Origin of the sequence: Rhodococcus sp. RD6.2 (assembly GCF_001040705.1) — a bacterium.
In the GTDB taxonomy this organism is placed as follows: domain Bacteria; phylum Actinomycetota; class Actinomycetes; order Mycobacteriales; family Mycobacteriaceae; genus Rhodococcus_G.
The window spans coordinates 20,749-43,683 of record NZ_CVQP01000002.1; the positions used below are offsets into that span (position 1 = coordinate 20,749).

Consider the following 22,935-nt stretch of genomic DNA (forward strand, 5'->3'; position numbering starts at 1 on the left):
TGACACGTTGTCGTGGCCGCTCGATAGGGTGGGCGCATGGCGGGAGTGTTCGATCGGCTGGTGGGCCAGCACGAAGTCGAGGTCGGGCTGATCGCTGCCGCCACTGCGGCGCGAGGCAGCGTCGACGCGACCGCCCCCGAGGGTTCCGGCTCCCGGATGACGCACTCGTGGCTGTTCACCGGCCCGCCCGGGTCGGGTCGCTCGGTCGGCGCGCTGTGCTTCGCCGCAGCCCTCCAGTGCACGAGCGACGGCGTCCCCGGCTGCGGGCAGTGCCATGCCTGCACCACAGTTCTCGCGGGCACCCACGGCGACGTGCGCCGAGTGATCCCCGAGGGCCTGAGCATCAGCGTCAAGGAGATGCGCGAGATCGTGCAGACCGCGGCGCGGCGACCCAGCACAGGACGCTGGCAGGTGATGATCATCGAGGACGCCGACCGCCTCACCGAAGGCGCCGCGAACGCACTCCTGAAGGTCGTCGAGGAACCACCGGAGCGGACGGTGTTCCTGCTGTGCGCGCCGTCCGTCGACCCCGAGGACATCTCGGTGACCCTGCGGTCGCGGTGCAGGCACGTGGGGCTGGTCACCCCCTCGGTCGAGGCGATCGCCGGGGTGCTGCGCGAGCGTGATGGGCTCGACGAGCAGACCGCGCTCGATGCGGCGCGGATCAGCGGAGGCCATGTCGGGAGGGCCCGCAGGCTGGCCACCGACGAGGCCGCCCGGCGCCGACGCGACCAGGGGCTCGGCCTCGCGTCGGCCGCGACGAGGTGGTCGACGCGCTACTCCCTCGCCGAGGAACTGGTCCGCGAACTCGAGGTCGAGGCCAAGGAACTCAACACCGAGATCAACGACCGCGAAACCGAGGAACTGCGCACCGCCCTCGGGGCAGGTGGCACGGGCAAGGGCGCGGCCGGTGCCCTGCGCGGGTCGGCCGGTGTGCTCAAGGACCTCGAGCGCAGACAGAAGTCACGCGAGACACGGATGAAGCGCGACGCACTCGATCGGGCGCTGATCGACCTCGCGGGCCTGTACCGGGACGCACTCGCCGCGGCCTTCGGATCGTCCGCGACGGCGAACCATCCCGACCGCGCCGATCAGGCCAGGAAGATGGCAGGCGTCGGCAGTCCCGACGCACTACTGCGCTGCATCGAGGCGGTGCTCGACTGCCGCGAGGCGCTCGACACCAACGTGAAACCCCAGTTCGCGGTGGCGGCCATGATGGCGAAGCTCGGCGCCGAGCTGGGCTGACGGACCCCGTTTTCGTATTCCGAGGCCGAGCCGTTAGACTTCCGTTGCTCGGTCGACAGGCCGGGCGCGCTGCCTTAGCTCAGTCGGTAGAGCATTTCACTCGTAATGAAAAGGTCGAGAGTTCGATTCTCTCAGGCAGCTCAGCGAAACCCCAGGTGAGAGTACAAGTCACCTGGGGTTTTCTGGTTTCTCGAACCTGATTGCCTTGCCGCTGGTTAGCCTGCCGGGGTGAAGAAGCTGATGGTGGCGGCGGTCGGTCTCGGAATGCTGTTCGTGGCGGGGTGCGGCAGCGACGACTCGCCGGCCACCCAGGGGGACACGGCCACCCAAGGGGACACGGCCACTCAGGCGACGACAGCGGCGGCGACGTCCACGGCAGCTCAGCCGTCGGGCACGCCTGGCGTGTTCAAAGTGGGGGAACCCGTCGACAACGGCGGGCTCACGGTGACGATCGCGTCGGTCGAGACGGTGCCTGCCGTCGCGGTCTCGGATGGCACGGGCGGATACGGCGATCGGACGGCGCCCGAAGGTCAGCAGTTCGTCGTCCTCGACGCCGACATCGCGAACGGAACGACCACCCCGATCGACCTGAGTTGCGGCACGACGATCGGAACCCGACTTCTCGACACACAGAAGCGGCAGCACAACGTGATCGACGACCTCGAGTCGGTGCAGGGCAACCGGCCGTGCGGCGACCAGGTCGCGCCCGGCGCCGGCGGTGAGATCCGGTGGGTGTTCGAGGTTCCCGCCGATGCGGTGCCGAGGCTCTTCGCCTTCCTCAACGAGGCAGGTCCGGATCCGACAGCCGTGACGGTTGTCGATCTGTCGGTGAGCTGACGGCACCTGCAGTCAGTGCCTGTGGACAACTCGGCCGGGCGGTCCGGTGACCACGGACGAAGCCCGGTCGAGTTTGCCCGATCGGTGCCGGAAGAAAAGTTGTCAACAGGTACGAACGAACGGATGTGCGCAGGTCGGGAACGTTTAGCTCCAGTGATCCTGGGCACTATCCACAGTTATTCACAGTCTGTCCACACCCTGACCAGGCCGTGTGAGTTGTTCGTTCCACAGCTGTGGACAACTTGACCGGCAGGGTGCACAGATTCGGGCTACCTTTCCACTACCGGACATCCCGGGACGGAAAGGATGGTTGTGATGACCGATCCCGAACACCCGGACGCGCAGTCCCCGGGCCCGGCGCAGCCGCCGCCCGGCTTTCCGCAGCACGGCCCTCCGCAGCAGGGCCCTCCGCAGCAGGGCCCTCCGCAACAGGGCCCTCCGCAACAGGGCTACCCGCAGCAAGGTCCTCCGCAGCAGGGTTACCCACAGCAGGGTTACCCGCCGCCCGGCTATCCACAGCAGGGTTACCCGCCGCCCGGCTATCCGCCGCAGTACGCGGCGCGGCCGATGCCCGTCTACCCGTACGCGTCGTGGGCGTCTCGGTTCGCGGCCTACCTGCTGGACGGCATCGTCATTCCCCTCGTCGGATACGTGATCGCGGGGATCGGCGCGTTTCTCGCCTTCAAGGACGCCAGTTCCACCACCGTCACCTACAGCGGTGACTACTACGATGAGACGACGACGAACCTGGACGGCGTCAACGGTGCCGGAATCGCGATCATGGTCGCGGGGTTCCTGCTCGCGGTGGCGCTCGTGGTGTGGAACAACGTCTTCCGTCAGGGGCGCACAGGGCAGACCGTGGCGAAGTCGTGGATGGACATCGCGGTCGTGCGGGAGGTCGACGGGCGACCGCTCGGCGCGGGAATGGCCTTCGTCCGGTGGCTGCTGCTCGTCGTCCTCGGCGATCTGTGCTTCCTGAATTTCCTGTGGCCGCTGTGGGAGGAACGCAAACGGTGCTGGCACGACATGCTGGTCTCGACGGTGGTGATCCGGACGGCGTGAGCACGACTGGCGAACTCGACACCGCGGCACCGACCGGGCGTGCCGGCCCCAGACGCTGGGCGGGCCCGGTCGCGGTCGCCGCCGCGGCGCTGGCCGGGGCAACGCTGCTGTACGTGCGTGACCCACACCGGCCGGGGGCCTACGGGCTGTGCCCGTTCCAGGCGCTGACCGGGCTGTGGTGTCCGGGCTGCGGCGGCCTGCGCGCGGTCCACCACCTCACCCACGGTGACGTGGTGGCGTCGCTGTCGAGCAACGTGTTCGTGCTGCCTCTGGTACTGGTCCTCGCCGTTGCGTGGGTGCGATGGGTGGGGAAGCGGTGGCGGGGCGAGAACGGGAGGATGATCGTGTTGGGGCCTGTCGCGACAGCGGTCGTGCTCGGTGCACTCGCCGTTTTCACCGTCGTCCGCAACACCCCGTGGGGTTCGGTCCTCGCACCCGGCTGACCCTCGACCGTGCGAATCCGAGGAGGAATTCGATGGCCATGCAGATCTTCTCGCTGATCGTGCTGATCGGCGCGCTCGTCATGCTGATCCCGGTGGCGCGGCGCGTCTTCGGCAAGCGCGACGAGTAACGCACCACCACGCCACCGCTCTCGACACAGGCACGAGAACGGACCATGCTCAATCATGGCCGAATCACTGCGTGACCGGGTCCGTGAGAAGTTGTTGCGCCAGATCGCCGAGGACGGCGGTGGGCCGTCGGAGCGTGCTGAAGACGATCCGCGCCTCATTTCGCTCGACGACGATCTCGCCGTCCTCGATCGCGCTCAGGACGGCGACCCGGTGATCGAGGAGCTCGCCGCCAAGTACTGGGTTCCCTAGTTCCGAGCGCCCACCCCACCCTGCCGGATTTCTTTCGCCTAGCGTATAAATACATCTTGTGTCTAAGTTGCGTTCCGCGTCCGAGCAGGTCTACTTGGAGGTCAAGGAGCGGATCCTGTCCGCGACCCTCCCCGGCGGTGAGCTGATCAGCGAGGGCGAGATCGCGTCCGAGATGGGGACGAGTCGCACCCCCGTCCGTGAGGCCTTTCTGCGTCTCGAGGCCGAAGGCTGGATGAGGCTGTTCCCGAAGCGCGGCGCGCTCGTCGTCCCGGTCGCCGACGGCGAGACCGAGCATGTTCTCGCGGCGCGTCTGCTCCTCGAATCCGATGCCGCGCACGCGGTCGTTCGCGGCCCGGCACACCTGCGCACCGACCTGGTCGAAGCGCTGCGCGCCAACCTCGACTCCCAGCGAGCGGCTGCAGTGAACGCCGACGTCGCCGAGTTCAGCGGCCTCGACGCCGACTTCCACGGGCTGATCGTCCGTGCGGGCGGGAACCCGCTGCTGGTGACCTTCTACATCGGTCTGCGCGAGCGTCAGCGCCGGATGACGGCCAAGTCCCTGGTCCGCGACCCCCGGCAGTTGCAATCGATCATCGACGACCACACCCGTCTCGCCGACCTGATCGAGGCTGGCGACACCGACGCCTTCACCGCATCCGACGACGCCCACATGCGCCGCGTCCACGGACTCCCGATCGCCACCGAGGACGGTGCGCGATGAGCGTCCAGTGTGACACTGCCGTCGACACCCCGACCCCGTCGCGGTCGCGGATCGCGCCGTGGGCGCTGGTCTCGGCGGCCATGTTCGCCGTGGCCTGGGGCGGCAACGAGTTCACGCCCTTGCTCGTCATGTACCGGCTCGACCACGGGTTCTCGCCGGTCGTCGTCGACGCCTTCCTGTTCGCGTACGTGCTCGGCATCGTGCCTGCACTGTTGCTGGGCGGACCCCTGTCGGACCGGCTGGGTCGCCGTCCGGTCATGCTCCCTGCGCCCGTCATCGCCGCCGCGGGTTCTCTCGTGCTGGCGTTCGGTGCGGATAGCGCGCTGCTGCTCGTGATCGGACGCATCCTCAGCGGGATCGCGCTCGGGCTCGGCATGGCGGTCGGTGGCAGCTGGCTCAAGGAACTGTCGGTGCCGCCGTGGGACACCGCCGCCGGGCCCGGCGCGGGCGCCAGACGCGCGGCGATGAGCCTGACGGCCGGGTTCGCGATCGGTGCGGGAACTGCGGGTGTGCTTGCACAGTGGGCGCCGTGGCCGAGCGGACTGGCGTACGCACTGCACATCACGATCACCATCGGCGCCGGGATCGCGCTGGTCGCGGCACCCGAATCGCGCCCGGCGACCCCTGTGGGTGAGCGGGCGCCGCTGATCGACGACCTGAAGATCCCGGCCGCGTCCCACCGCAGGTTCTGGCTGGTCATCGCCCCGGTGGCGCCGTGGGTGTTCGGCGCGGCGAGCTGTGCGTATGCCGTCATGCCCGCGCTGATGGCGGACCACAGCGGCGGCCGTCCCATCGCGTTCTCCGCACTCCTGTGCGTTGTCGCGTTGGGCTGCGGGTTCGCGATCCAGGCGCTCGGACGGCGCATCGACACCCCACGCAGCGCTCGTGCCGTGATCGTCGCACTGTCCTTTCTGGTGGTCGGCATGGTGCTGGGCGCTGTCGCCGCCGGCCGGTTGACCGTGCCGCTGGCAGTGCTCGCGGCCGCGGTCCTCGGCTGCGGATATGGCATGGCGCTGGTGTCCGGGCTGCAGGAGATCCAGCGCATTGCGCGACCCGACGACCTCGCCGGGCTGACCGCGGTGTTCTATTCGCTGACGTACATCGGATTCGCGATTCCGGCGATCCTCGCGCTGGTCGTCGAGAACTGGCCCGCGGTGGGGTATCCGGTGATGTTCCTGTTCGGAGCGGCCGTGGCCGCTGCGAGTCTGGTGCTGGTGATCGGTAACAGCCGGGCGCATCTCCCGGAAACAAGCAGTGACAGAGGGAATCCGGATCGTTAGGGCGTGCGCCCGGATCGTGGGCTGATCGCGACCTTTCGGCGACCACGCGGCCACATTGCCGGGCGTAGCGTTGCGGGTGGGGAACGTGAGAGTGAGGTGCCGTGGTCGCATCGTCCGCGGCGCGGAGCGTCGGGAACCTACCCCACGAGCTGACCAGTTTCGTCGGTCGGCGCCGCGAGGTGACCGAGGCGCGGCGCTGCCTTGCCTCCTCCCGGCTGGTCACCCTCACCGGGATCGGCGGCGTCGGCAAGACACGTTTGGCGCTGCGAGTGGCGCACGAATCGCAACGCTCGTTCGCGGATGGCGTGTGGCTCGTCGAATTCGGCGGGTTGTCGGCACCGGAGCTCGTCGAGAACGCGGTCGCGGCCGCACTCGGGATCCGGGAGATAATGCCGGGGCAGCATGATTCCGTCGTCGACCACATCGGGGATCGAAACCTGATGCTGGTCCTCGACAACTGCGAGCACCTCGTCGCCGCCGTCGCCGAACTTGCCGGCCGCCTGCTGCGGAGCTGCCGGAATCTGCACATCCTCGCCACCAGCCGCGAACCACTCGGGGTGACCGGGGAAACGGTGCTCCGCGTGCCGCCGCTCGGTGTACCCGACCCGGATCACCCTCGCCGTCGGGGCTTGATTCACTCCGAGGCGGTGACGCTGTTCGAGGAACGTGCGGGCGCTGTGGTTCCCGGTTTCGACCTCAACGACACCAACCGCGCCGCGGTGACCCGGATCTGTCAGCGCCTCGACGGGCTGCCACTCCCGATCGAACTGGCCGCGGCAAGGCTGCGCGCGATGTCCCCGGATCAGATCGTTCAGCGCCTCGCGGACATGTTCATGCTGCTCAGTGCGGGTGGCAGGGAAGTGCCGACGCGGCAACAGACCCTGCGGTTGTGCATCGACTGGAGCCACGACCTGTGCACCCCGCGGGAGCAGGCGGCGTGGAGTCGGTTGGCGGTGTTCAGTGGGCGGTTCGAACTGGATGCGGCCGAGGCGATCTGCGCCGAGACGCTCGCGTCCCACGAACTGCTCGACGTGGTGACGTCCCTGGTGGACAAGTCCATCCTGATCCGGGACGAGGAGGCAGGCGGAGTGGGCTACCGGATGCTCGAGACACTCCGCGACTACGGGCGGGAGAAGCTCGAGTTGACCGGTGACGGTCCCCGCCTGCGCCGTCGCCACCGCGATTGGTACGAGGCGTTCGTGGTGCCGGTCGAGGAGGAACTGCTCGGTCCGGGGCAGGCCGAATGGCTCGCCCGGCTGCACAGCGAACGCCCCAATCTGCGGGCGGCGATGGAGTTCTGTCTCGCCGATCCGATGGAGGCCGAGTCCGGCTTGCGGATCGCGACCGCGATGTGGCCCTACGCGTTGTCCCGTGGCCAGTTGGAGGAGGGCCGGTACTGGTTGGAGCGGGCGCTTGCCCATCAGGGTGGCGAGGCGACTGCCGTGCGGGCGCGTGCGCTGTGCGCGTACATCCTGCTTTCCAGCAACGAGGGCAGAACGGATGCGGCGGGCGCCAGCCTCGACGAGGCGCGCGCCGTCGCTGCAGCCGTGGGAGATCCGGTCATCGATGCGCAGTTCGCGCACGCCGAAGGATACTTCGCGTTGTTCTCCGGTGACGTGAGCGGAGCGCTGGACCGGTTCGCCGCCTGCCTCGACGTCTTCCGTGCCAGCGATCCGCTGCGGCTGGTGTCGGCGCTGCTCGGTATCGGTCTGGCGGCCGGGATCCTGGGCGACGTCGACCGGGCGGTGCGATACCAGGAGGAGGCGCTGGCCATCGCGGAGGCGCACGACGACTCGGTCTACCGCGCGTACTGCCTCCTCGTGCTCGGCTTGGCGCTCGTACGAACCGATCGCGACCGGGCGCGGACACTCCTCGACCAGGTCGTGCGCCTCGAAAGGGATATCGGCGACCTCCTGGGGACAACGGTGGCGGTCGAGGCGCTGGCCTGGGTCGCAGAGGCGGACGGGGAGCCTCAGCGAGCGGCGGTGCTGCTGGGATCGGCTCAGTCGATGTGGAACGCCGTGGGCAGCGGCAGCGTGAACGTACTGGCGATGCGCGCCTTCCACGACGACTGTGTCGAGCGGACGACCCGCGCGCTCGGCGTGGCCGCGTACGCGGCGGCGTTCCGGCGCGGACTGGAGTCGAGCACCGAGGATTCGGTCGCGTACGCGCTCCGGGAGGCCACCGTCGACGTGGCCGCGCCGGCCGACGACCTGACGCGCCGCGAACGGCAGGTCGCGGACCTTGTCGCCGACGGTCTCACCAACCGGGCCATCGCGGAGCGACTGGTCATCTCGCCCCGGACGGTCGAGGGTCATGTGGAGCACGCGCTGACCAAACTCGGGTTCCGGTCGCGCAGTCAGCTCGCGGCCTGGGTCGCCGAGCAGAAGCAGCGAAAGCGCTCCGACCACTAGAAATGGCCACCGGTGGAGATTCGGGTACGGCGCCCTGCCGGGAAAAACAGGTATGCGAACGGGTACTTCTGCCGTCGTCGATCGGTGCATCGATCGGGAACATGGAACATGACAGTTCCAGTGCTCCAGGCAGAGGTGCGTTCGATGATCGAAGGCTCACATGTCGCCGTTCTTCCCCACGTCGCGGCTGACCGTCTGATGCTCCGCAGTTGCGACGACTGCAGCGCGCTGTCCGCTCCGGGCAGCGCTCACTGCTCGGACTGCGGCGGAACCTCGCTGTCCCGCGTCCCGTCGTGCGGCGTCGGGTCGATCGTCTCGAGCACGGTCGTCACCAGCCGCCCACGACGCGGCCCGGCCGCGGTCGAGGTGCCCTGCACCATCGCGATCGTCGAACTCGACGACGGACCGTGGACGTATGCGTGGATCGAAGGGCGCCCGCCCGCGCGGTCCGATGCCCGGGTCCGCGTCCGGTTCGCCCACGAGGAGCCGGGGGAGCGGTACCCGTACTTCGTCTGCGCGGCCTGATCCGAGGTTGCGCGTACGTGCGCGGGTGGCTCAGGCTCCGTCCCGGAGCGCGGGCAGGTTCCTGTCGAACAGCCAGCCGTCCCACAGCGGCCGGAGCGAGTGATCGGCGAAGTGCGCCGCCAGGTCCGTGAAGTCCTCGGTCGTGACGGTTCCGTACCGGTGCTTGGCGGTCCACCTGTGGAGCAGCGCGAAGAAGTTGTCGTCGCCGAGTTCCGTGCGCAGCGCGTGCACGGTGAGCGCACCCCGCTTGTAGACCCGGTCGTCGAACATCAGCGTCGGTCCCGGATCGCCGAGCACGAGGTCGTACGGCAGCCCCGACTGTGTCCGATGCACCTGGACTGCGATCTCCCGGGCGGTGGGGCCGCCGGAGTTCTCCGCCCACAGCCACTCCGCGTAACAGGCGAATCCTTCGTGCAGCCAGATGTCTCGCCACGCGCCGAGCGTGAGGCTGTTGCCGAACCATTGGTGCGCCAGTTCGTGAGCGACGAGCCGCTCCGATCCGCGCCTGCCGTCGCAATGGTTCGCGCCGAACACGGAAATTCCCTGTGACTCAACAGGAATCTCGAGTTCATCGTCGGTGACGACAACGGTGTAATCGGCGAACGGATACGGTCCGAACAGTCGGATGAACGTCTCCATCATCTTCGGCTGACGTCCGAAGTCGTGGTCGAATCGGGTGCGCAGACGCTGCGGCAGCACGGCGTGCATCGGCACCGACGTGTTGTCGGCGACCCGGCGCCGTTCGTAGTGGCCGATCTGGACGGTCGCCAGATACGTCGCCATCGGCTCGCTCTGCTCGTACACCCAGGTCGTGTGGCTGGCGCGAATCTGCTTGCGCACCAACGCGCCATTGGCGACCACATGGTAGGGAGAATCGGTGGTCACCGAAATCTGATAACTCGCCTTGGAGCTCGGATGGTCGTCGCACGGGAACCAGGACGCCGCACCATTGGGCTGGCTCGCGACGAGGGCGCCCTCGCTCAGCTCCTCCCAGCCGACCTCGCCCCACGGCCCGCGGACCGGCTTCGGGGTGCCTGAGTACTGGACCGTCACCGACAGTGCTCCGCCCGACGGGATCTTCTGGGCGGGTGTGATGGTGAGCTTGCCGTTCTGGTGCGTGTACTTGGCGGCGCGTGAACCGTTGACCGTCACCTTGGACACGGCCAGTGTCTGCGACAGGTCGAAGGCGAACTTGTTGCGCGTCTGCGTCGTTGCCGCTGTGATGATCGCCTTCCCCGACAGTCGGTTGCTCGCGACCTTGTACGTCAGGTCCAGTTCGTAGCGCGACACGCGGTAGCCCCGGTTGCCCGCCTTCGGCATGTACGGGTCGATCGGCTCCTCGTAGAACTTGTTGCCTGCGCCGCCGGCGGCAACGGCTTTGGCAGTACCGCCGGTGGCAGCGGACTTGCCTGCACCGCCGGGGACGGCCATCTTGCCCGGTTTCATGTCAGGCACCCGTCCACGGGCCGATCGGGTTGCCTTGCCATCGGGTGCTCGGCGGCACGACGTCACCGCGCATGACCAGTGAGGCCGGGCCGACCGTCGCGCCGTCGCCGATTCCGGATGCGGGCAGCGCGACGCAGTGCGGCCCGAGGGTCGCGCCTGCGCCGAGGGTGACGGTGTCCATGGCCATGATCCGATCATGGAAGAGGTGTGTTTGCACGACACATCCGCGTTCGACCGTGGCGCCGTCGCCGAGGGAGACCAGGTCTGCCTCGGGTAGCCAGTACGACTCGCACCACACGCCTCGGCCGATGGTCGCGCCCATTCCTCGCAGCCACACGTTCAGGACTGCGGTGCCGGTCGCGGCCCGTGCGAACCAGGGCGCCGCAACGGTTTCGACGAAGGCGTCCGACACCTCGTTGCGCCATACGAACGAACTCCACAGCGGGTGCTCGGTGCGGCCGATCCGGCCAACCGTCAGCCACTTCGCCGCGACCGAGATCACACCGGCGGCGGCACCGGCGACCAGCAGCACGACACCGCTGAGGAGGGCCGCCGCCCAGTATCCGACGGCCCCGGCGAGCGCCTGCAGCGCGAACAGCACACCCAATCCGATGCCGAACGTCACCATGACCGGCAGCAGGCGGCACGTCTCGACGGCGGCCCTCGCGACCTTGAGTCGCGTCGGCGGCGCGAAGGTGCGCTCGGCGTCGCCGTCGCTGGCCGCGCGCCGCAGCTTCACCGGCGGACTGCCCAGCCAGGACGAGCCGGACTTCGCCTTGGTCGGTGCCGCCGACAGCACCGCGACGAGGCCGTTCTTCGGGACGCGGCGCCCGGGCCCGGCCATGCCGGAGTTGCCGAGGAAGGCGCGCTTGCCGACCTTGGCCTCCTGGATGTGGAGCCATCCGCCGCCCAGTTCGTAGGACGCGACCATGGTGTCGTCGGCGAGGAACGCGCCGTCGGCGACGGTGGTGAACTTCGGCAGCAGCAGGACGGTCGACGCCTCGACGTCCTTGCCGATGTTCGCGCCGAGCAGTCGCAGCCAGACCGGGGTGAGGAGGCTGGCGTAGAGCGGGAACAGGAAGGTGCGCGCGGAGTCGAGGAGGCGTTCGGTCGCCCACACCTGCCAGCCGACGCGGCTGCGGACGGGGTGGTAGCCCTCGGTGAGTCCGATGCCGAGGGCGCGGACCGCGGCGACGGTGAGGGCGGCGAACACGAAGAGGGCGAGCAGCGTCGCGACGGGCAGCCACAGCAGTGCCCGCGGGACCGCGGAGCCGAGGTCGGGTGCGTCGGCGATCGCGGCGCCGATCACGGCGATGCCGGCCGCGAGGGCGATGATCGGCAGGGACGCGATGGCCAGCGACGTCAGGCCGTACACGGGAACCCACTGGCTGGCCTGCTGTGGTCGCTGCGTCGGCCACGGATGCTCGGCCTTGCCGACCTTGACTGCCGGTGAGCCGGCCCAACTCTGGCCGGCCTTCACGCGTCCGATGACGGCGGATCCGGGAGCGACCTCGGCGTTCTTGCCGATTTTCGCTCCGGGGAAGAGGGTCGAGCGGGAGCCGATGGCGGCGCCGTCGCCGATGCGGATGCCGCCGATGTGGATGACGTCGCCGTCGATCCAGTGCCCGGACAGGTCGACCTCGGGTTCGACGGAGCAACCTTCACCCAGTTCGAGCATCCCGGTGACGGGAGGAAGGGTGTGCAGGTCGACGCCGCGTCCGATCGTGGCGCCGAGCGCGCGGGCGTAGTAGATCATCCACGGCGCGCCGGACAGGTTGGCGGCACCGCTGGCCTCGGTGAGCCGGTGCGCGACCCACAGCCGCAGGTGTTCGCGCCCGCCGCGCGGGTAGGTGCCGGGTTGCAGGCCGCGCAGCAGGATCCGGCAGCCCGCGACGGCGATGCCCATCCGGCCGATCGGCGTGATGAACAGGAGCACGCCGAGGAGCACCCACCACCACGACACCGCGGGCGCCCAGGGCACGTCGGCGAACCAGGCGAGGACGTTGTTCACGACGGCCAGCCACGTCACCCACTGCAGACCGGTCAGGGTGGTCAGCGGGATCGTCCACAGAATCTGCTTCCACTGCGCCGACCGCGGTGTCGGCTCGACGGTGCGAATCTCGACGGCGTCGGTGGGGGCGAGGGAGTCGAGGTGTTCGGCGAGCGAACCCAGTCGGGGGTGGTCGTAGAGTTCGGCGACGGTGACCTCGGGGAATCGCTCACGCAACGCCGTCACGAGCTGCGCGGCCGACAGCGATCCGCCACCCGCGGCGAAGAAGTCGTCGTCGGCGCCGGTGATCTGTGCACCGAGGATCGACGACCACAGGCCCGCGACCCAGGCGGCGGTTCCGTCGAGTCCGGACTCCACGGCGGAGTCGTCGGCGCCCGGCAGCGGCCACGGCAGCGCGGCCCGGTCGACCTTCCCGGACGTTCGGGTCGGCAGCTCGGCCATCAATGCCAGGCGTGGGACGAGGGCGGCGGGCAGTTGCTCGGCGAGGAGGGTGCGTGCGGCCGCGAGGTCGAAGTCGGGGTCGGTGCTCGCGAGATAGCCGACGAGGATCGAGTGGCCCGTCGAGGTCTTCCGGACCGCGGCGGCGGCACCGGCGACGCCGGGCAGGTTCTGCAACGCGTTGTCGACCTCACCCAGCTCGATGCGTCGCCCGCCGATCTTGACCTGGTCGTCGGCGCGACCCTGGAACAGCAGCCCGTCCAGTTCGAGACGCACCAGGTCGCCGCTGCGGTAGGCGCGTTCCCAGCCGAGCGACGGCATCGGCGCGTACTTCTCGGCGTCCTTCGCCGGATCCAGGTAGCGGGCCAGCCCGACACCGCCGATGACGAGTTCGCCGACGTCGCCGACCTGGACCGGGTTGCCGTCCCCGTCGACGACGGCGAGGTCCCAGCCGTCGAGGGGGAGTCCGATGCTGACGGCGGACGTGCCGTCCATCTCGGCGGCGCACGCCACGACGGTGGCCTCGGTCGGGCCGTACGTGTTCCACACCTCGCGGCCCGGGGTCGCGAGCCGTTCCACCAGTTCGGGCGGGCAGGCCTCGCCGCCGAAGATCAGCAGCCGCACGTCCTCGAGGGCTTCGGCGGGCCACAGCGCTGCCAGTGTCGGGACGGTGGAGACGACGGTGATGTCGCGGGACACCAGCCACGGGCCGAGGTCCATGCCGCTCCGGACCAGCGAGCGCGGGGCGGGAACGAGGCAGGCGCCGTGGCGCCACGCCAGCCACATCTCCTCGCATGACGCGTCGAACGCGACCGACAGGCCTGCGAGGACGCGGTCGCCTGGGCCGAGCGGTTCGCCCTGCAGGAACATGCGGGCCTCGGCGTCGACGAACGCGGCGGCGTTGCGGTGGGTGACGGCGACACCCTTCGGCGTCCCGGTGGACCCGGACGTGAAGATGATCCAGGCGTCGTCGTCGAGGGCCGGGGGGTGTGGTGTGTTCTCGCGGGCGGGTGCGGTGCCCGCTTCGACGCCCTTGCCGGTGAGGACGGCCGCGACCTGGGCTTCCCCGAAGACCAGGTCGGCGCGTTCGTCGGGGTCGTCGGCGTCGACCGGGACGTAGGCCGCGCCTGCGGCGAGCACGGACAGAATCGCGGTGTAGAGGGCGTGGGAGCCGGACGGCATGCGGATGCCGACGCGGTCGCCCGCGCCGACTCCGAGGTCACCGAGCCACTGCGCGCCCCGCTGGATCTCGTCGAGCAGTTCGGCGTAGCTGAGAGTGGTGTCACCGTCGTCGATGGCCGGGGCGTCGGGATGCGCCTGCGCGGTCGCGGTGACGATGTCGACGAGGGTGCGGGGTGCAGGAGCCAGTGGCGACCGAAGGTACGCGGCCGGGATCTGTTGGGAGCGATCCGAAGGTGATTGCAGGTGCAACGCCGGTGGTTCCTTCTCTCGTGGCTACCGAGTCCCCTGACCAGTGTCTCTCATGGTCGGCGGGCCTCGTGCCGGCGAAGTCGTGACCTCGCCGGCCGTTCGCGTGGTTCTCTCACGTCAAGTTTGCGAGTTGGTGAACGGATTTGCCGGACCGACGCGCGGCGAGCCTGCGCCGAGACCCTGTTCAGCGCCGTGTCGCAGCGGGTAGGTGGTGGTACGGCCGATACGCTGCGCCGATGAACTCGCTCGCGACGATCGGCCGCCTGCGTTCGCTGATCGAGCATCCGAGGACCGGCGCCGAGGAACGAGATGCCGCCCAGCGGATGCTCGACCGACTGCTCGCAAAGACCCCCGGGACGGCAGGCTCCGGCCGGTCCGGTGCGCGCCGCGCCGGACTCGGCAGGCACGTGCGGATCGATCCCATCGTGGACGCCATCCGAACCGACATCACGCTTTCCCGGACCGTGCGCCTGGTGTCGGCGGTGCCGGGGGTCGCCGTCCGCGACCTGATCCGGGACGCACCGGACGGCGTCACCTTCGATGTGGCCGCCGACGGCGAGTGCGCGATCGTCGTCACCATCGAGGGCGTTCCGCCGTCCTGGGGATGGGTGGACGACGGCGGTGTGGAGTCGGTGAGCCCGGAGCTGCAGGCCCTCGCGGACCGGCTCGCCGACGTCGTGAAGGGATACAACGACCGCGGTCCCGACGGCACGCCGCGCTTCTTCGGACGTGTCCGGATTCCGGGGCACACGCTGGTCTGGTAGCGGGCGTCTCAGGTGGGCGGCCCCGGGTACGTCGCCCGCCGCGCTGCCAGCGCCGCGACGAGTCGCACCACGTCCGGTGCCGACGCGACGTCCAACGCGGTCAGCGCGGCCACCTTCCGCAGCCGGTAGACCACGGTGTTCGGGTGGACGTGCAGTGCGGACGCCACGGCCGCGCGGTCGCATCCCGCATCGAGGTACGCCTCGAGCGTCTCCAGCACGGCCGGGTGGGAGTCGAGGGGCGACAGCAGGTTCGCGAGGACGGGGGACGCGGTGGTCGGCCGGGTGAGCTGGTATTCGAGTGCGACGTCCCGCAACTGCATCGTGCCCGAGCGGTGGCCGTAGCGGAGCGCGACGTCGAGGATCTCCTGGGCGTGCACGTAGGCCTGCGGGACGTCGGCAGGCGCCGCCACCGCCACACCGGCCAGGACGGCGGCGCCGATGGCCCGCTCCATGTCCCGCAGGCTCCGGCTCAGCTGTGTGTACTGCGCGCTGTCCTGCCAGTCTCCGGCGCCGGGTTCGGCCGCGAGGATCGGGATGAGCACACCACCGCCGCTGCCGGACAGGTTGCTCAGCGCCTCGTCGCGGCCGAGGGTGTCGAGTTCGCGTTGCAGGCGCCGCACCTTGCGACGCTCGGCGACGACGGCGTCGACGGCAGCGGACTGCTCGTCCGGGTGCGGCTCCACGTGCAGCGCGACCACCCAGTAGAGCCTCGGCAGTTCGGCGCCCGTGCGTTGCGCGGCCACCGTCGGGTCCGCGCCCGACGTCAACGCCACGAACAGGGCGCGCCGTGCGGAGTCGTCGTCGCCGGGCAGCGCCCGGTCGGATCCGTAGCCGGCGAGCACGGCTGTCGTCGCGGCGAGCAGGTGCGAGTGGAGCAGGGTGCCCGCGCGGGCCACGTCGCCGGTGTCCTCGGGCCCGGCCAGGTCGCCGATCGCCGTCCACCAGTGCTCGACCCCGAGGTGGTACGCGCGGAGCACCTCGGCCAGCGGCACCAGTTCCTCGGCGCGTCGCCGCGCCGAATCCCGTATTCCCGCGAGGTCGTCGGCCTCGAGTGGTCGCAGTGACCGCAGGCTGGCGACGAACAGCTCGAGGTTGCGCCGGACGATGGCGGTGACGTCACCGCGCACCGCTTCATCGGGCAGCGACCGGTAGTAGGGCACCTGCGTCCACACCGCCTCGACGGTGGCGGTGGTGATCGCGTGGGTGCGTTGGGCCAGATGATCCGCGAGGGGGCGACCACCCACGACGATCGGTTTGTCTGTGGACACAAAATCCCCTTGATTGTCGATTCGGACACACAACGACCACCTGCTGCTTTCTGGCCAGTATGTAATCCACGCCACTCGGGATCAGACAAATCCGTGCATCCGGCGTCACCGAACCGAAGGAGACGAGTCTCGTGCACCTCAGGACCCGAACGGCCGTCGTCGTCGCAGCCGCAGGCTGCCTGCTCGCCGCCTCGGCAGGCGGTTCCGTGGCGCAGCCCGCCGGGACACTCGACTACGTCGCGCTCGGCGACTCGGCCGCAGCAGGGCCGCTGATTCCGGACCAGGACCCCGCGACCCCGGGCTGCCTGCGGTCGCTGCACAACTACCCGTCCGTCGTCGCGCAGTCCCTCGGCGCCCGCCTCACGGACGTGACGTGCTCGTCCGCGCGGAGCAGCCACATCGCCGACGCCTCGCAGACCACGTTCACCGGCGCCGTCCCACGGCAGGTCGACGCGCTCACCGCCGACACCGACCTCGTCACCGTCACGATCGGCGCCAACGACGTCAACCTGTTCACGACGGCGCTGCGGTGCCTCAACCCGCTGCCCGAACCGTCAGGCACCTCGTGCGCCGACACGTTCACCACAGGTGGCGTCGACCAGATGCGCGGACTCGTCGACCGCGCCGCTCCGCAGTGGGGCGAGACCCTGGACGAGATCCGGGCGCACGCCCCGAATGCCGAGATCGTCGTCGTCGGCTACGGCACCTACACCCGCCCCGGCGGATGCCCCGACCGACAGCCGATGTGGCCGCGCGACGCCGACTACCTGCAGCGCGTGATGGATTCCGTCAACGACGCGATGGCGGAGCAGGTGCGTTCCCGCGCAATGACCTTCGTCGACATCCGGACCGTCACGGCCGGGCACGACATCTGCGCCGATCCGAGCCGGGCGCACTACGCCGGTGCCGTTCCGGCGGAATCCGCGGCGCCGCTGCACCCGACCGCGCTCGGCATGCAGGCGATCGGCGCGTACGTCGCCGACCAACTCCGCTGACCCGAAGTTCCCTCCAAGTCTCCCCGACCCGTCGACACCGAGGTTCCCCATGACGCGACCCGCGACGATCACCCATGCCCCGGCCACCGGCCGCACCACCATCCTGTCCGGCGCGCTGGTCGCGCTGTTCCTTGCCAATCTCCTCAACTTCTTCGACCGCGCGATCCCCTCGGTCGTCGCCGAACCCATCAAGACCGAATTCGCGCTCAGCGATCTGCAACTGGGCCTCGTCACGTCGGCGTTCACCGTCGTCTACGCAATCGCCGGACTCCCACTCGGCAGGCTCGCCGACCGGGGGAACCGCCCGGGGATCATCGGCGTCGGCCTGCTCGTGTGGAGCGGTCTGACTGCGGCGACCGGCGCCGCAGGCAACTACGTCCTGTTCATCCTCGCCCGGCTGGGCGTCGGGGTGGGGGAGGCCGCCTTCACGCCCGCCGCCAACTCGATGATCGGCGACCTCTATCCCGCGGATCGCCGCTCGCGGGCGGTCGGCATCTTCATGCTCGGGCTTCCGGTAGGTCTCATGCTGGCGTACTTCACCGTCGGACGGATCGCCGAGACCTTCGACTCGTGGCGGGCGCCGTTCTTCTTCGCCGCGGTCCCCGGTGTCGTCCTCGCGCTGGTGATGCTCCGGATGCGTGACCCCGAACGCGGTGCCGCGGAACAGGTCTCGACAACGGACTCAGGTCCGGTTCCGAACCCGATCCGGCACCTGCTGTCGATCCCCACACTGCGGTGGCTGATCCTCGCCGGGCTGACCTTCAACTTCGCGGCCTACGCGGTCAACTCGTTCACCGTCCCGCTCCTGATGCGGCAGTACGAGCTGAAGCTGACGTCCGCTGCCGTCCTCACCGGCGTGATCGTGGGGCTGACCGGGTTGTTCGGTCTGCTGCTCGGTGCCCGTTACGCGGACCGCGCCTCGGCCACGTCGCCGCGGGCTCGGCTCACCATCGGGGTCGTCACGACCGCAGCCGCGGCGCCGCTGACCGTGTTCGCGTTGATGCAGAACGGTGGGAGCGTCGCCGCGTTCACCGCCCTGTTCGCATTCGGCTGGCTGCTCGCCTACGGCTTCTACATCAGCGTGTACCCGGCGATCCACGACGTCGTCGTGCCGCGACTGCGAGCGACGGCGACCGCCCTGTTCTTCGCCGCGATGTACCTCCTCGGCGGGTTCGCCGGACCGGTTGTCGTCGGCGGGCTCTCCGACTTCTTCGCCGAGCGCGCAGCGGAAAGCGCAGGGGTGCAGGATGTCACGGCGTTCGCCGGCGACGGCCTGAACTCCGCGATGTATCTGGTGCCGCTGATGCTCGCGCTGACCGCAGTGTTCATCCACCTCGCTGCTCGCCGCGTCGGTGCGGATTCGGCGCGGATGCACGCAAGCCTGACCGAATGACCCTCGAACCGAAAGGTGAACCAGCAATGCCGAAAGCGCGTGTGATGCTCCGCAGGACCGCTCTCGCCGCCGCCGTGTGCGCGGTACTCGGGATGACCGTGCCGATGGGCACGGCCACGGCCCAGTCGTCCGCGATCCCCGAGGTGGGTCATCGCTGGGCCGATGCGGGGCCGTACACCCCGGAGGTCTCGATCGGGGTCGTGCACACCCTGTACTACCCACGTGAGCTCGGTGCCCGCGGCGAGAAGCATCCGGTTGTGTTGTGGGGCAACGGGACCGGCGTCGTTCCCGGCGCCTACACCTCGCTGCTGCGTCACTACGCGAGCCACGGATTCATCGTGGTCGCGGCGAACACTCCGACGAGCAACTTCGCGATCACCATGCGGTCCGGCATCGATCTGGTCGCGGCCGAGGCGGCCGACCCCGGGAGCAGGTTCTACGGCAAGGTCGATCTGGACCGCATCGGTGCTGCAGGGCACTCGCAGGGCGGCTCCGGCGCGATCAACGCTGCGATCGACGACCGCGTCGACACCGTCGTCGCCATCCAGCCCGGGCCGCTCAACGACGTCGACCTCATCGACGAGCCGGTGCTCTATCTCGCGGGTCAGGTCGACCTCGTCGTCTGGCCGTCGGTGGTGCGCGCGATGTACCGCGACGCCGACCACGTACCCGCCGAGTACCTGGAACTGCGCGGCGCCAGCCACTTCGGCACCGGCATCACCGGCGGTGCGATGCGCGGCCCGAGCACGGCCTGGCTGAGGTACTGGCTGCTCGACGACCCTAATGCCCGCGCGGAGTTCTTCGGCCAGAACTGCGGGTACTGCTCGGACACTCAGCAGTTCTCGGGTTTCGACCGTAACGATCTGGCCCGGCAGATCCCGGGCTGATGCAACCTCGCGATCAGGTGATCACCGGGTGGCCAGGAATCTGCGGCGCTGCAGCAGATCCCGGCCCATCCGGCCCATCTGGTCGCGGACGTCGCCTGCGACGTCCCGCCCCGCGACTCCGGGACGCCGCAGTGCGCTCGCGACCGCGGCAGTGTTCCGGAGCGGTGTCTGGTCAGTGGGTGGCGATTCGCTTCGGAACCACTCTTGCCGATTGGGCAAGGTTCATTGCCGAAGTGCGGCTCTCGCGGCAAGGTTGTCGGGGAGATCCACAGAGGAGTGACGGATGAAGATGGACGCCCGGTTCTGGGACGAGAGGTACGCAGGCACGGAACAGCTGTTCAGCGGTGCCGCCAACGGGGTGCTGGTCACCGAGGTGGCCGACATGACGCCCGGACGAGCACTGGATGTCGGGTGCGGTGAGGGCGGCGACGCGCTGTGGCTGGCCGAACAGGGCTGGCGGGTGACGGCACTCGACGTGTCCCAGGTCGCCCTCGACCGCGCCGCCGCGCTGGACGTCGACGGCCGCGTCGAGTGGAGGCAGGCCGACCTGACGGCGTCCGCACCGACCCCGGGCTCGTTCGATCTCGTGTCCGCGCAGTACTTTCCGGTCGTCCGGCAGCACGACCACGCGACGGTCCTCGGCCTGCTCGCGGCGGTGGCGCCGGGCGGAACCCTGCTGATCGGCCATCACGATTTCGGGGACCTGCCGCCGCGCGAGGAACTCGACTTCGACCCCGCCGACTTCTACGCGCCCGCCGACATCGCCGACCTCCTCGGCGACGAGTGGACGGTGGAGATCAACGAGACCCGGGCGCGGACGGCGCCTGCGCCTGCCGGGACGCACCACTCGCACGACACCGTGCTCCGTGCCCGCCGCGTGAGGTGACGACGGCGACCACGGCCCCGACCTGCGCGGTGACCTCGCGGCGGTCGCGTAGACGCAGCGCGAGCCCGAGCATCGCCAGGTGTGTGCGGACATGGGGCCACGGGAACGCCTCGGTCATCAGGTGGGCCAGTTCGAGGTGATCCCACTTCGCCGCGTCGGTGCTCGCGGTGCGGGCGTCGTACATCTCGGCCTCGTATGCGGAGTGGACACGGTCGGGCATCGTCGGCATCGGACTCTTTCGGCTCGGGCTCTCGGGACGCGGTGCGCGCTCTGGACCATGCTGGCCGAGCCATGCTTAGCGGACGCTGAGTAGCTGTTCGCCGGGTAGGGCGTCCTGGCTACTGTCGTTTCCGTGCGACCCCGAATCTCGACGTTGGCGGGTCGGGTCCGGCGGTGGGCTCGACCGGTACGTGTCCGCCTGACGCTGCTGGCGACGCTGCTCGTCGCGGTCACCGTGACCGTTGCCGCGGGTGCGGTGCTCGTCGCGCTCTACCGCTCGGCGGGGTACTCGGCCGACGTTGCGACCACGGCCCGGGCGAGGCAGATCGAGGACATCGCGCGTTCGGACGGTGTCGGGGCCCTTGACGAGTCGGTGCTGACACCCGGCAGGCATGTGGACATCGTCCAGGTCGTCGACGGTGACGGCCGCGTCATCGTCAGCGGTCAGCGGTACCCGTCGGGATCGTTGGGTCCCGCACTGCTGCCGGGCGGATCGGACCGGATTACCGGCGTGCGGGCCGGTCCGGATGGAACCCGGTACCGGGTCTCGTTCATCGGTGTCTCGACGCCGGACGCGGGCCCGGTCACAGTGGAGGTGGGTGCCGACGAGACCCGGCTCTACTCGCGGGTCCTGTTCCTCGGCGCGCTCAGTGCCGTGGTGATCCCGTTCGTCGTGCTGGGGGCCGCGTTGCTCGCGTACTACGTCATCGGCCGTGCGCTGACACCGGTGCGGGACATTCGCAGGCAGGTCGACGAGATCTCCGGCGGCGACCTGAACCAGCGGGTCCCGGTGCCGGACACCGGTGACGAGATCGCCACGCTCGCCGTCACGATGAACGCGATGCTCGACCGGATCGACACCGCGCGCAGCGAGCAGATGCGGTTCGTGAACGATGCGTCGCACGAGCTCAACAGTCCGCTGACCACCCTCGTCGGTCTGCTCGACCTGTCGCGGACGACGCACCGTCCGATCGACCCGGAGACCGTCGAGACGGTGATGATGCCGGAGGCGCTTCGGCTGCAGGGCATGGTCGCGGACCTGCTGTTCCTGGCCCGCGCCGACGAGAACGGTGTGCCGCTGCGCGTGGCGGACGTCGATCTCGACGAGGTGGTCGCGGCGGATGTCGCCCGCCTGGAGGCGCTCGGCGGGCGGGTGGTGACCGCGCACATCGTCGCGGCGCGTGTTCGCGGCGACGAGGAGAAGTTGGCGCGCGCCCTGCGGAACATCACCGAGAACGCGGTCAGGCACGCCGACGGCAGCATCGACGTAACGATGACCGTCCGGGACGGGCGGGTGAGCGTCGTCGTCTCCGACGACGGACCGGGAATCCACGAGTCCGACCGGGAACGTGTCCTGGAGCGGTTCGTTCGCCTCGACGCCACCCGTGAACGGGCGCGCGGCGGGTCGGGTCTCGGTCTCGCGATCGTCACCGAGATCGTCCGTGCGCACGACGGTCACGTCACCGTGGCGGGCGCCTCGAGCGGCGGCGCGGCGGTCGGGTTCGAGCTGCCGCTGCAGACGTGGGCGGATCAGCCGCCGGAGACATAGGGCGGCTCAGCCGCCGGAGACATAGGGCGGCTCAGCCGCCGCCGTCGGCCGCGAGCCGGTAGCCGACACCACGGATCGTCTCGATGGCCTTGCAGCCGAACGGGGCGTCGATGCGGCGCCTCAGATAGCTGATGTACACCTCGACGACGTTCTCGTCGCCCCGATAGTTGACGTCCCACACCGCCTGCAGGATCTCCGCCTTCGTCACGACCTCGCCCTTGCGTCGTGTCAGGTACTCGAGCACCCCGAATTCTCGTGGTGTCAGGGTCAATTCGGTGTCGCCGCGCATCGCGACATGAGACGCGGGGTCGACGGTCAACGATCCGGCCGTCAGCACGGTCGGTCGGGCCGGCGCCCCTCGACGTACCAGCGCACGCAGTCGCGCCGTCAGCACCACGAACGAGAAGGGTTTCGTCAGGTAGTCGTCGGCGCCGAAGTCGAAGGCGTCCGCCTGGTCGTACTCCCCGTCCTTCGCGGTCAGCATCAACACCGGCGTCCAGACGCCCGTGGTCCGGAGTTGCCGCACCACCTCGTACCCGTTGAGCCCGGGCATCATGATGTCGAGGATCACGACGTCGAAGTGTTCCGTACTCGCCTTCTCGAAACCGGCGCGCCCGTCGTGCGCCACGTCGACGACCCAGCCCTCCGCAACCAGCATGCGGCGGACCGTTTCCGCCACGCCGGGGTCGTCGTCCACCACGAGTACTCGCACGGACCCCACTATTCCCGTTCTCGCCGCCGCC

Annotated in this window: 21 protein-coding genes and 1 tRNA gene; 16 read left to right on the forward strand and 6 right to left on the reverse strand. The window is 69.6% G+C overall.

All coding sequences use genetic code 11. From position 1 onward, the window contains the following. Window positions 1–36 precede the first annotated feature (36 nt). From RHCRD62_RS04450 to RHCRD62_RS04495, 10 genes are all read left to right on the forward strand, one after another. Entirely contained in the window at window positions 37–1,245 is a 1,209-nt protein-coding gene (locus RHCRD62_RS04450; protein WP_050063511.1) for a DNA polymerase III subunit delta', read from the forward strand. 68 nt (window positions 1,246–1,313) lie between these two features. After that, window positions 1,314–1,386 (forward strand) — tRNA-Thr (locus RHCRD62_RS04455). 87 nt (window positions 1,387–1,473) lie between these two features. After that, window positions 1,474–2,082, forward strand: a complete 609-nt coding sequence (locus tag RHCRD62_RS04460; protein WP_050063512.1) for a DUF4352 domain-containing protein — start codon at window positions 1,474–1,476, stop codon at window positions 2,080–2,082. Window positions 2,083–2,397: 315 nt separating this feature from the next. Beyond that, window positions 2,398–3,144, forward strand: a complete 747-nt coding sequence (locus RHCRD62_RS04465) for an RDD family protein (RefSeq protein WP_253277196.1) — start codon at window positions 2,398–2,400, stop codon at window positions 3,142–3,144. After that, complete coding sequence (locus RHCRD62_RS04470) at window positions 3,141–3,587, forward strand: DUF2752 domain-containing protein (RefSeq protein ID WP_050063513.1); 447 nt, start codon at window positions 3,141–3,143, stop codon at window positions 3,585–3,587. The genes RHCRD62_RS04465 and RHCRD62_RS04470 overlap by 4 nt, the downstream gene beginning before the upstream one ends. 183 nt (window positions 3,588–3,770) lie before the next feature. Then, window positions 3,771–3,965 (forward strand): hypothetical protein, encoded by a 195-nt coding sequence (locus RHCRD62_RS04475; protein WP_050063514.1) that lies wholly within the window; start codon window positions 3,771–3,773, stop codon window positions 3,963–3,965. A gap of 58 nt (window positions 3,966–4,023) precedes the next feature. Then, entirely contained in the window at window positions 4,024–4,686 is a 663-nt protein-coding gene (locus RHCRD62_RS04480; RefSeq protein ID WP_050063515.1) for a GntR family transcriptional regulator, read from the forward strand. Then, complete coding sequence (locus RHCRD62_RS04485) at window positions 4,683–5,966, forward strand: MFS transporter (RefSeq protein WP_050063516.1); 1,284 nt, start codon at window positions 4,683–4,685, stop codon at window positions 5,964–5,966. Before RHCRD62_RS04480 ends, RHCRD62_RS04485 begins: the two co-directional genes overlap by 4 nt. Before the next feature lie 101 nt (window positions 5,967–6,067). Then, entirely contained in the window at window positions 6,068–8,380 is a 2,313-nt protein-coding gene (locus RHCRD62_RS04490) for an ATP-binding protein (protein WP_050063517.1), read from the forward strand. 144 nt (window positions 8,381–8,524) lie between these two features. After that, entirely contained in the window at window positions 8,525–8,905 is a 381-nt protein-coding gene (locus RHCRD62_RS04495; RefSeq protein WP_172671004.1) for a Zn-ribbon domain-containing OB-fold protein, read from the forward strand. Window positions 8,906–8,935: 30 nt separating this feature from the next. On the opposite strand, the gene RHCRD62_RS04500 is transcribed toward RHCRD62_RS04495, so the two are convergent. Further along, a complete protein-coding gene (locus tag RHCRD62_RS04500; RefSeq protein ID WP_050063675.1) occupies window positions 8,936–10,225 on the reverse strand; it encodes a M1 family metallopeptidase in 1,290 nt (429 codons plus the stop codon). 127 nt (window positions 10,226–10,352) lie between these two features. Further along, window positions 10,353–14,231, reverse strand: coding sequence for a Pls/PosA family non-ribosomal peptide synthetase (locus tag RHCRD62_RS04505; RefSeq protein ID WP_050063518.1), 3,879 nt, complete (start codon window positions 14,229–14,231; stop codon window positions 10,353–10,355). Window positions 14,232–14,467: 236 nt separating this feature from the next. Between RHCRD62_RS04505 and RHCRD62_RS04510 the strand changes: the two genes are divergently transcribed. Then, window positions 14,468–14,995 carry a hypothetical protein gene (locus RHCRD62_RS04510; protein ID WP_050063519.1) on the forward strand — a complete coding sequence of 176 codons (528 nt, stop codon included), beginning with the start codon at window positions 14,468–14,470 and terminating at the stop codon, window positions 14,993–14,995. An 8-nt stretch (window positions 14,996–15,003) separates the two neighbouring features. Here the strand turns inward: RHCRD62_RS04510 and RHCRD62_RS04515 are convergent, their stop codons facing one another. Further along, window positions 15,004–16,263 (reverse strand): PucR family transcriptional regulator, encoded by a 1,260-nt coding sequence (locus RHCRD62_RS04515; RefSeq protein ID WP_050063520.1) that lies wholly within the window; start codon window positions 16,261–16,263, stop codon window positions 15,004–15,006. A 131-nt stretch (window positions 16,264–16,394) separates the two neighbouring features. On the opposite strand from RHCRD62_RS04515, the gene RHCRD62_RS04520 reads away from it, so the two are divergent. Genes RHCRD62_RS04520 through RHCRD62_RS04530 form a run of 3 tightly spaced genes read left to right on the forward strand, consistent with a single transcriptional unit; the run spans window position 16,395 to window position 19,538 of the window. After that, a complete protein-coding gene (locus RHCRD62_RS04520; RefSeq protein ID WP_084734084.1) occupies window positions 16,395–17,258 on the forward strand; it encodes an SGNH/GDSL hydrolase family protein in 864 nt (287 codons plus the stop codon). A gap of 49 nt (window positions 17,259–17,307) precedes the next feature. Then, window positions 17,308–18,651 (forward strand): spinster family MFS transporter, encoded by a 1,344-nt coding sequence (locus RHCRD62_RS04525; RefSeq protein ID WP_084734085.1) that lies wholly within the window; start codon window positions 17,308–17,310, stop codon window positions 18,649–18,651. Window positions 18,652–18,677: 26 nt separating this feature from the next. Next, a complete protein-coding gene (locus tag RHCRD62_RS04530) occupies window positions 18,678–19,538 on the forward strand; it encodes an alpha/beta hydrolase family protein (protein WP_050063521.1) in 861 nt (286 codons plus the stop codon). A 21-nt stretch (window positions 19,539–19,559) separates the two neighbouring features. Here the strand turns inward: RHCRD62_RS04530 and RHCRD62_RS25710 are convergent, their stop codons facing one another. Next, entirely contained in the window at window positions 19,560–19,757 is a 198-nt protein-coding gene (locus RHCRD62_RS25710) for a hypothetical protein (protein WP_157050807.1), read from the reverse strand. A 64-nt stretch (window positions 19,758–19,821) separates the two neighbouring features. On the opposite strand from RHCRD62_RS25710, the gene RHCRD62_RS04535 reads away from it, so the two are divergent. Further along, a complete protein-coding gene (locus tag RHCRD62_RS04535) occupies window positions 19,822–20,424 on the forward strand; it encodes a class I SAM-dependent methyltransferase (RefSeq protein WP_253277197.1) in 603 nt (200 codons plus the stop codon). Here the strand turns inward: RHCRD62_RS04535 and RHCRD62_RS25350 are convergent. Further along, complete coding sequence (locus tag RHCRD62_RS25350) at window positions 20,336–20,644, reverse strand: DUF3703 domain-containing protein (protein ID WP_253277198.1); 309 nt, start codon at window positions 20,642–20,644, stop codon at window positions 20,336–20,338. The genes RHCRD62_RS04535 and RHCRD62_RS25350 overlap by 89 nt on opposite strands. A gap of 132 nt (window positions 20,645–20,776) precedes the next feature. Between RHCRD62_RS25350 and RHCRD62_RS04540 the strand changes: the two genes are divergently transcribed. Then, window positions 20,777–22,192 (forward strand): sensor histidine kinase, encoded by a 1,416-nt coding sequence (locus RHCRD62_RS04540; protein WP_253277199.1) that lies wholly within the window; start codon window positions 20,777–20,779, stop codon window positions 22,190–22,192. 31 nt (window positions 22,193–22,223) lie between these two features. Here RHCRD62_RS04540 and RHCRD62_RS04545 read toward each other — a convergent pair whose 3' ends face one another. Further along, the gene (locus RHCRD62_RS04545) at window positions 22,224–22,904 is read right to left on the reverse strand and encodes a response regulator transcription factor (RefSeq protein WP_050063679.1); all 681 of its coding nucleotides are present in this window, start codon (window positions 22,902–22,904) and stop codon (window positions 22,224–22,226) included. Window positions 22,905–22,935 lie beyond the last annotated feature (31 nt).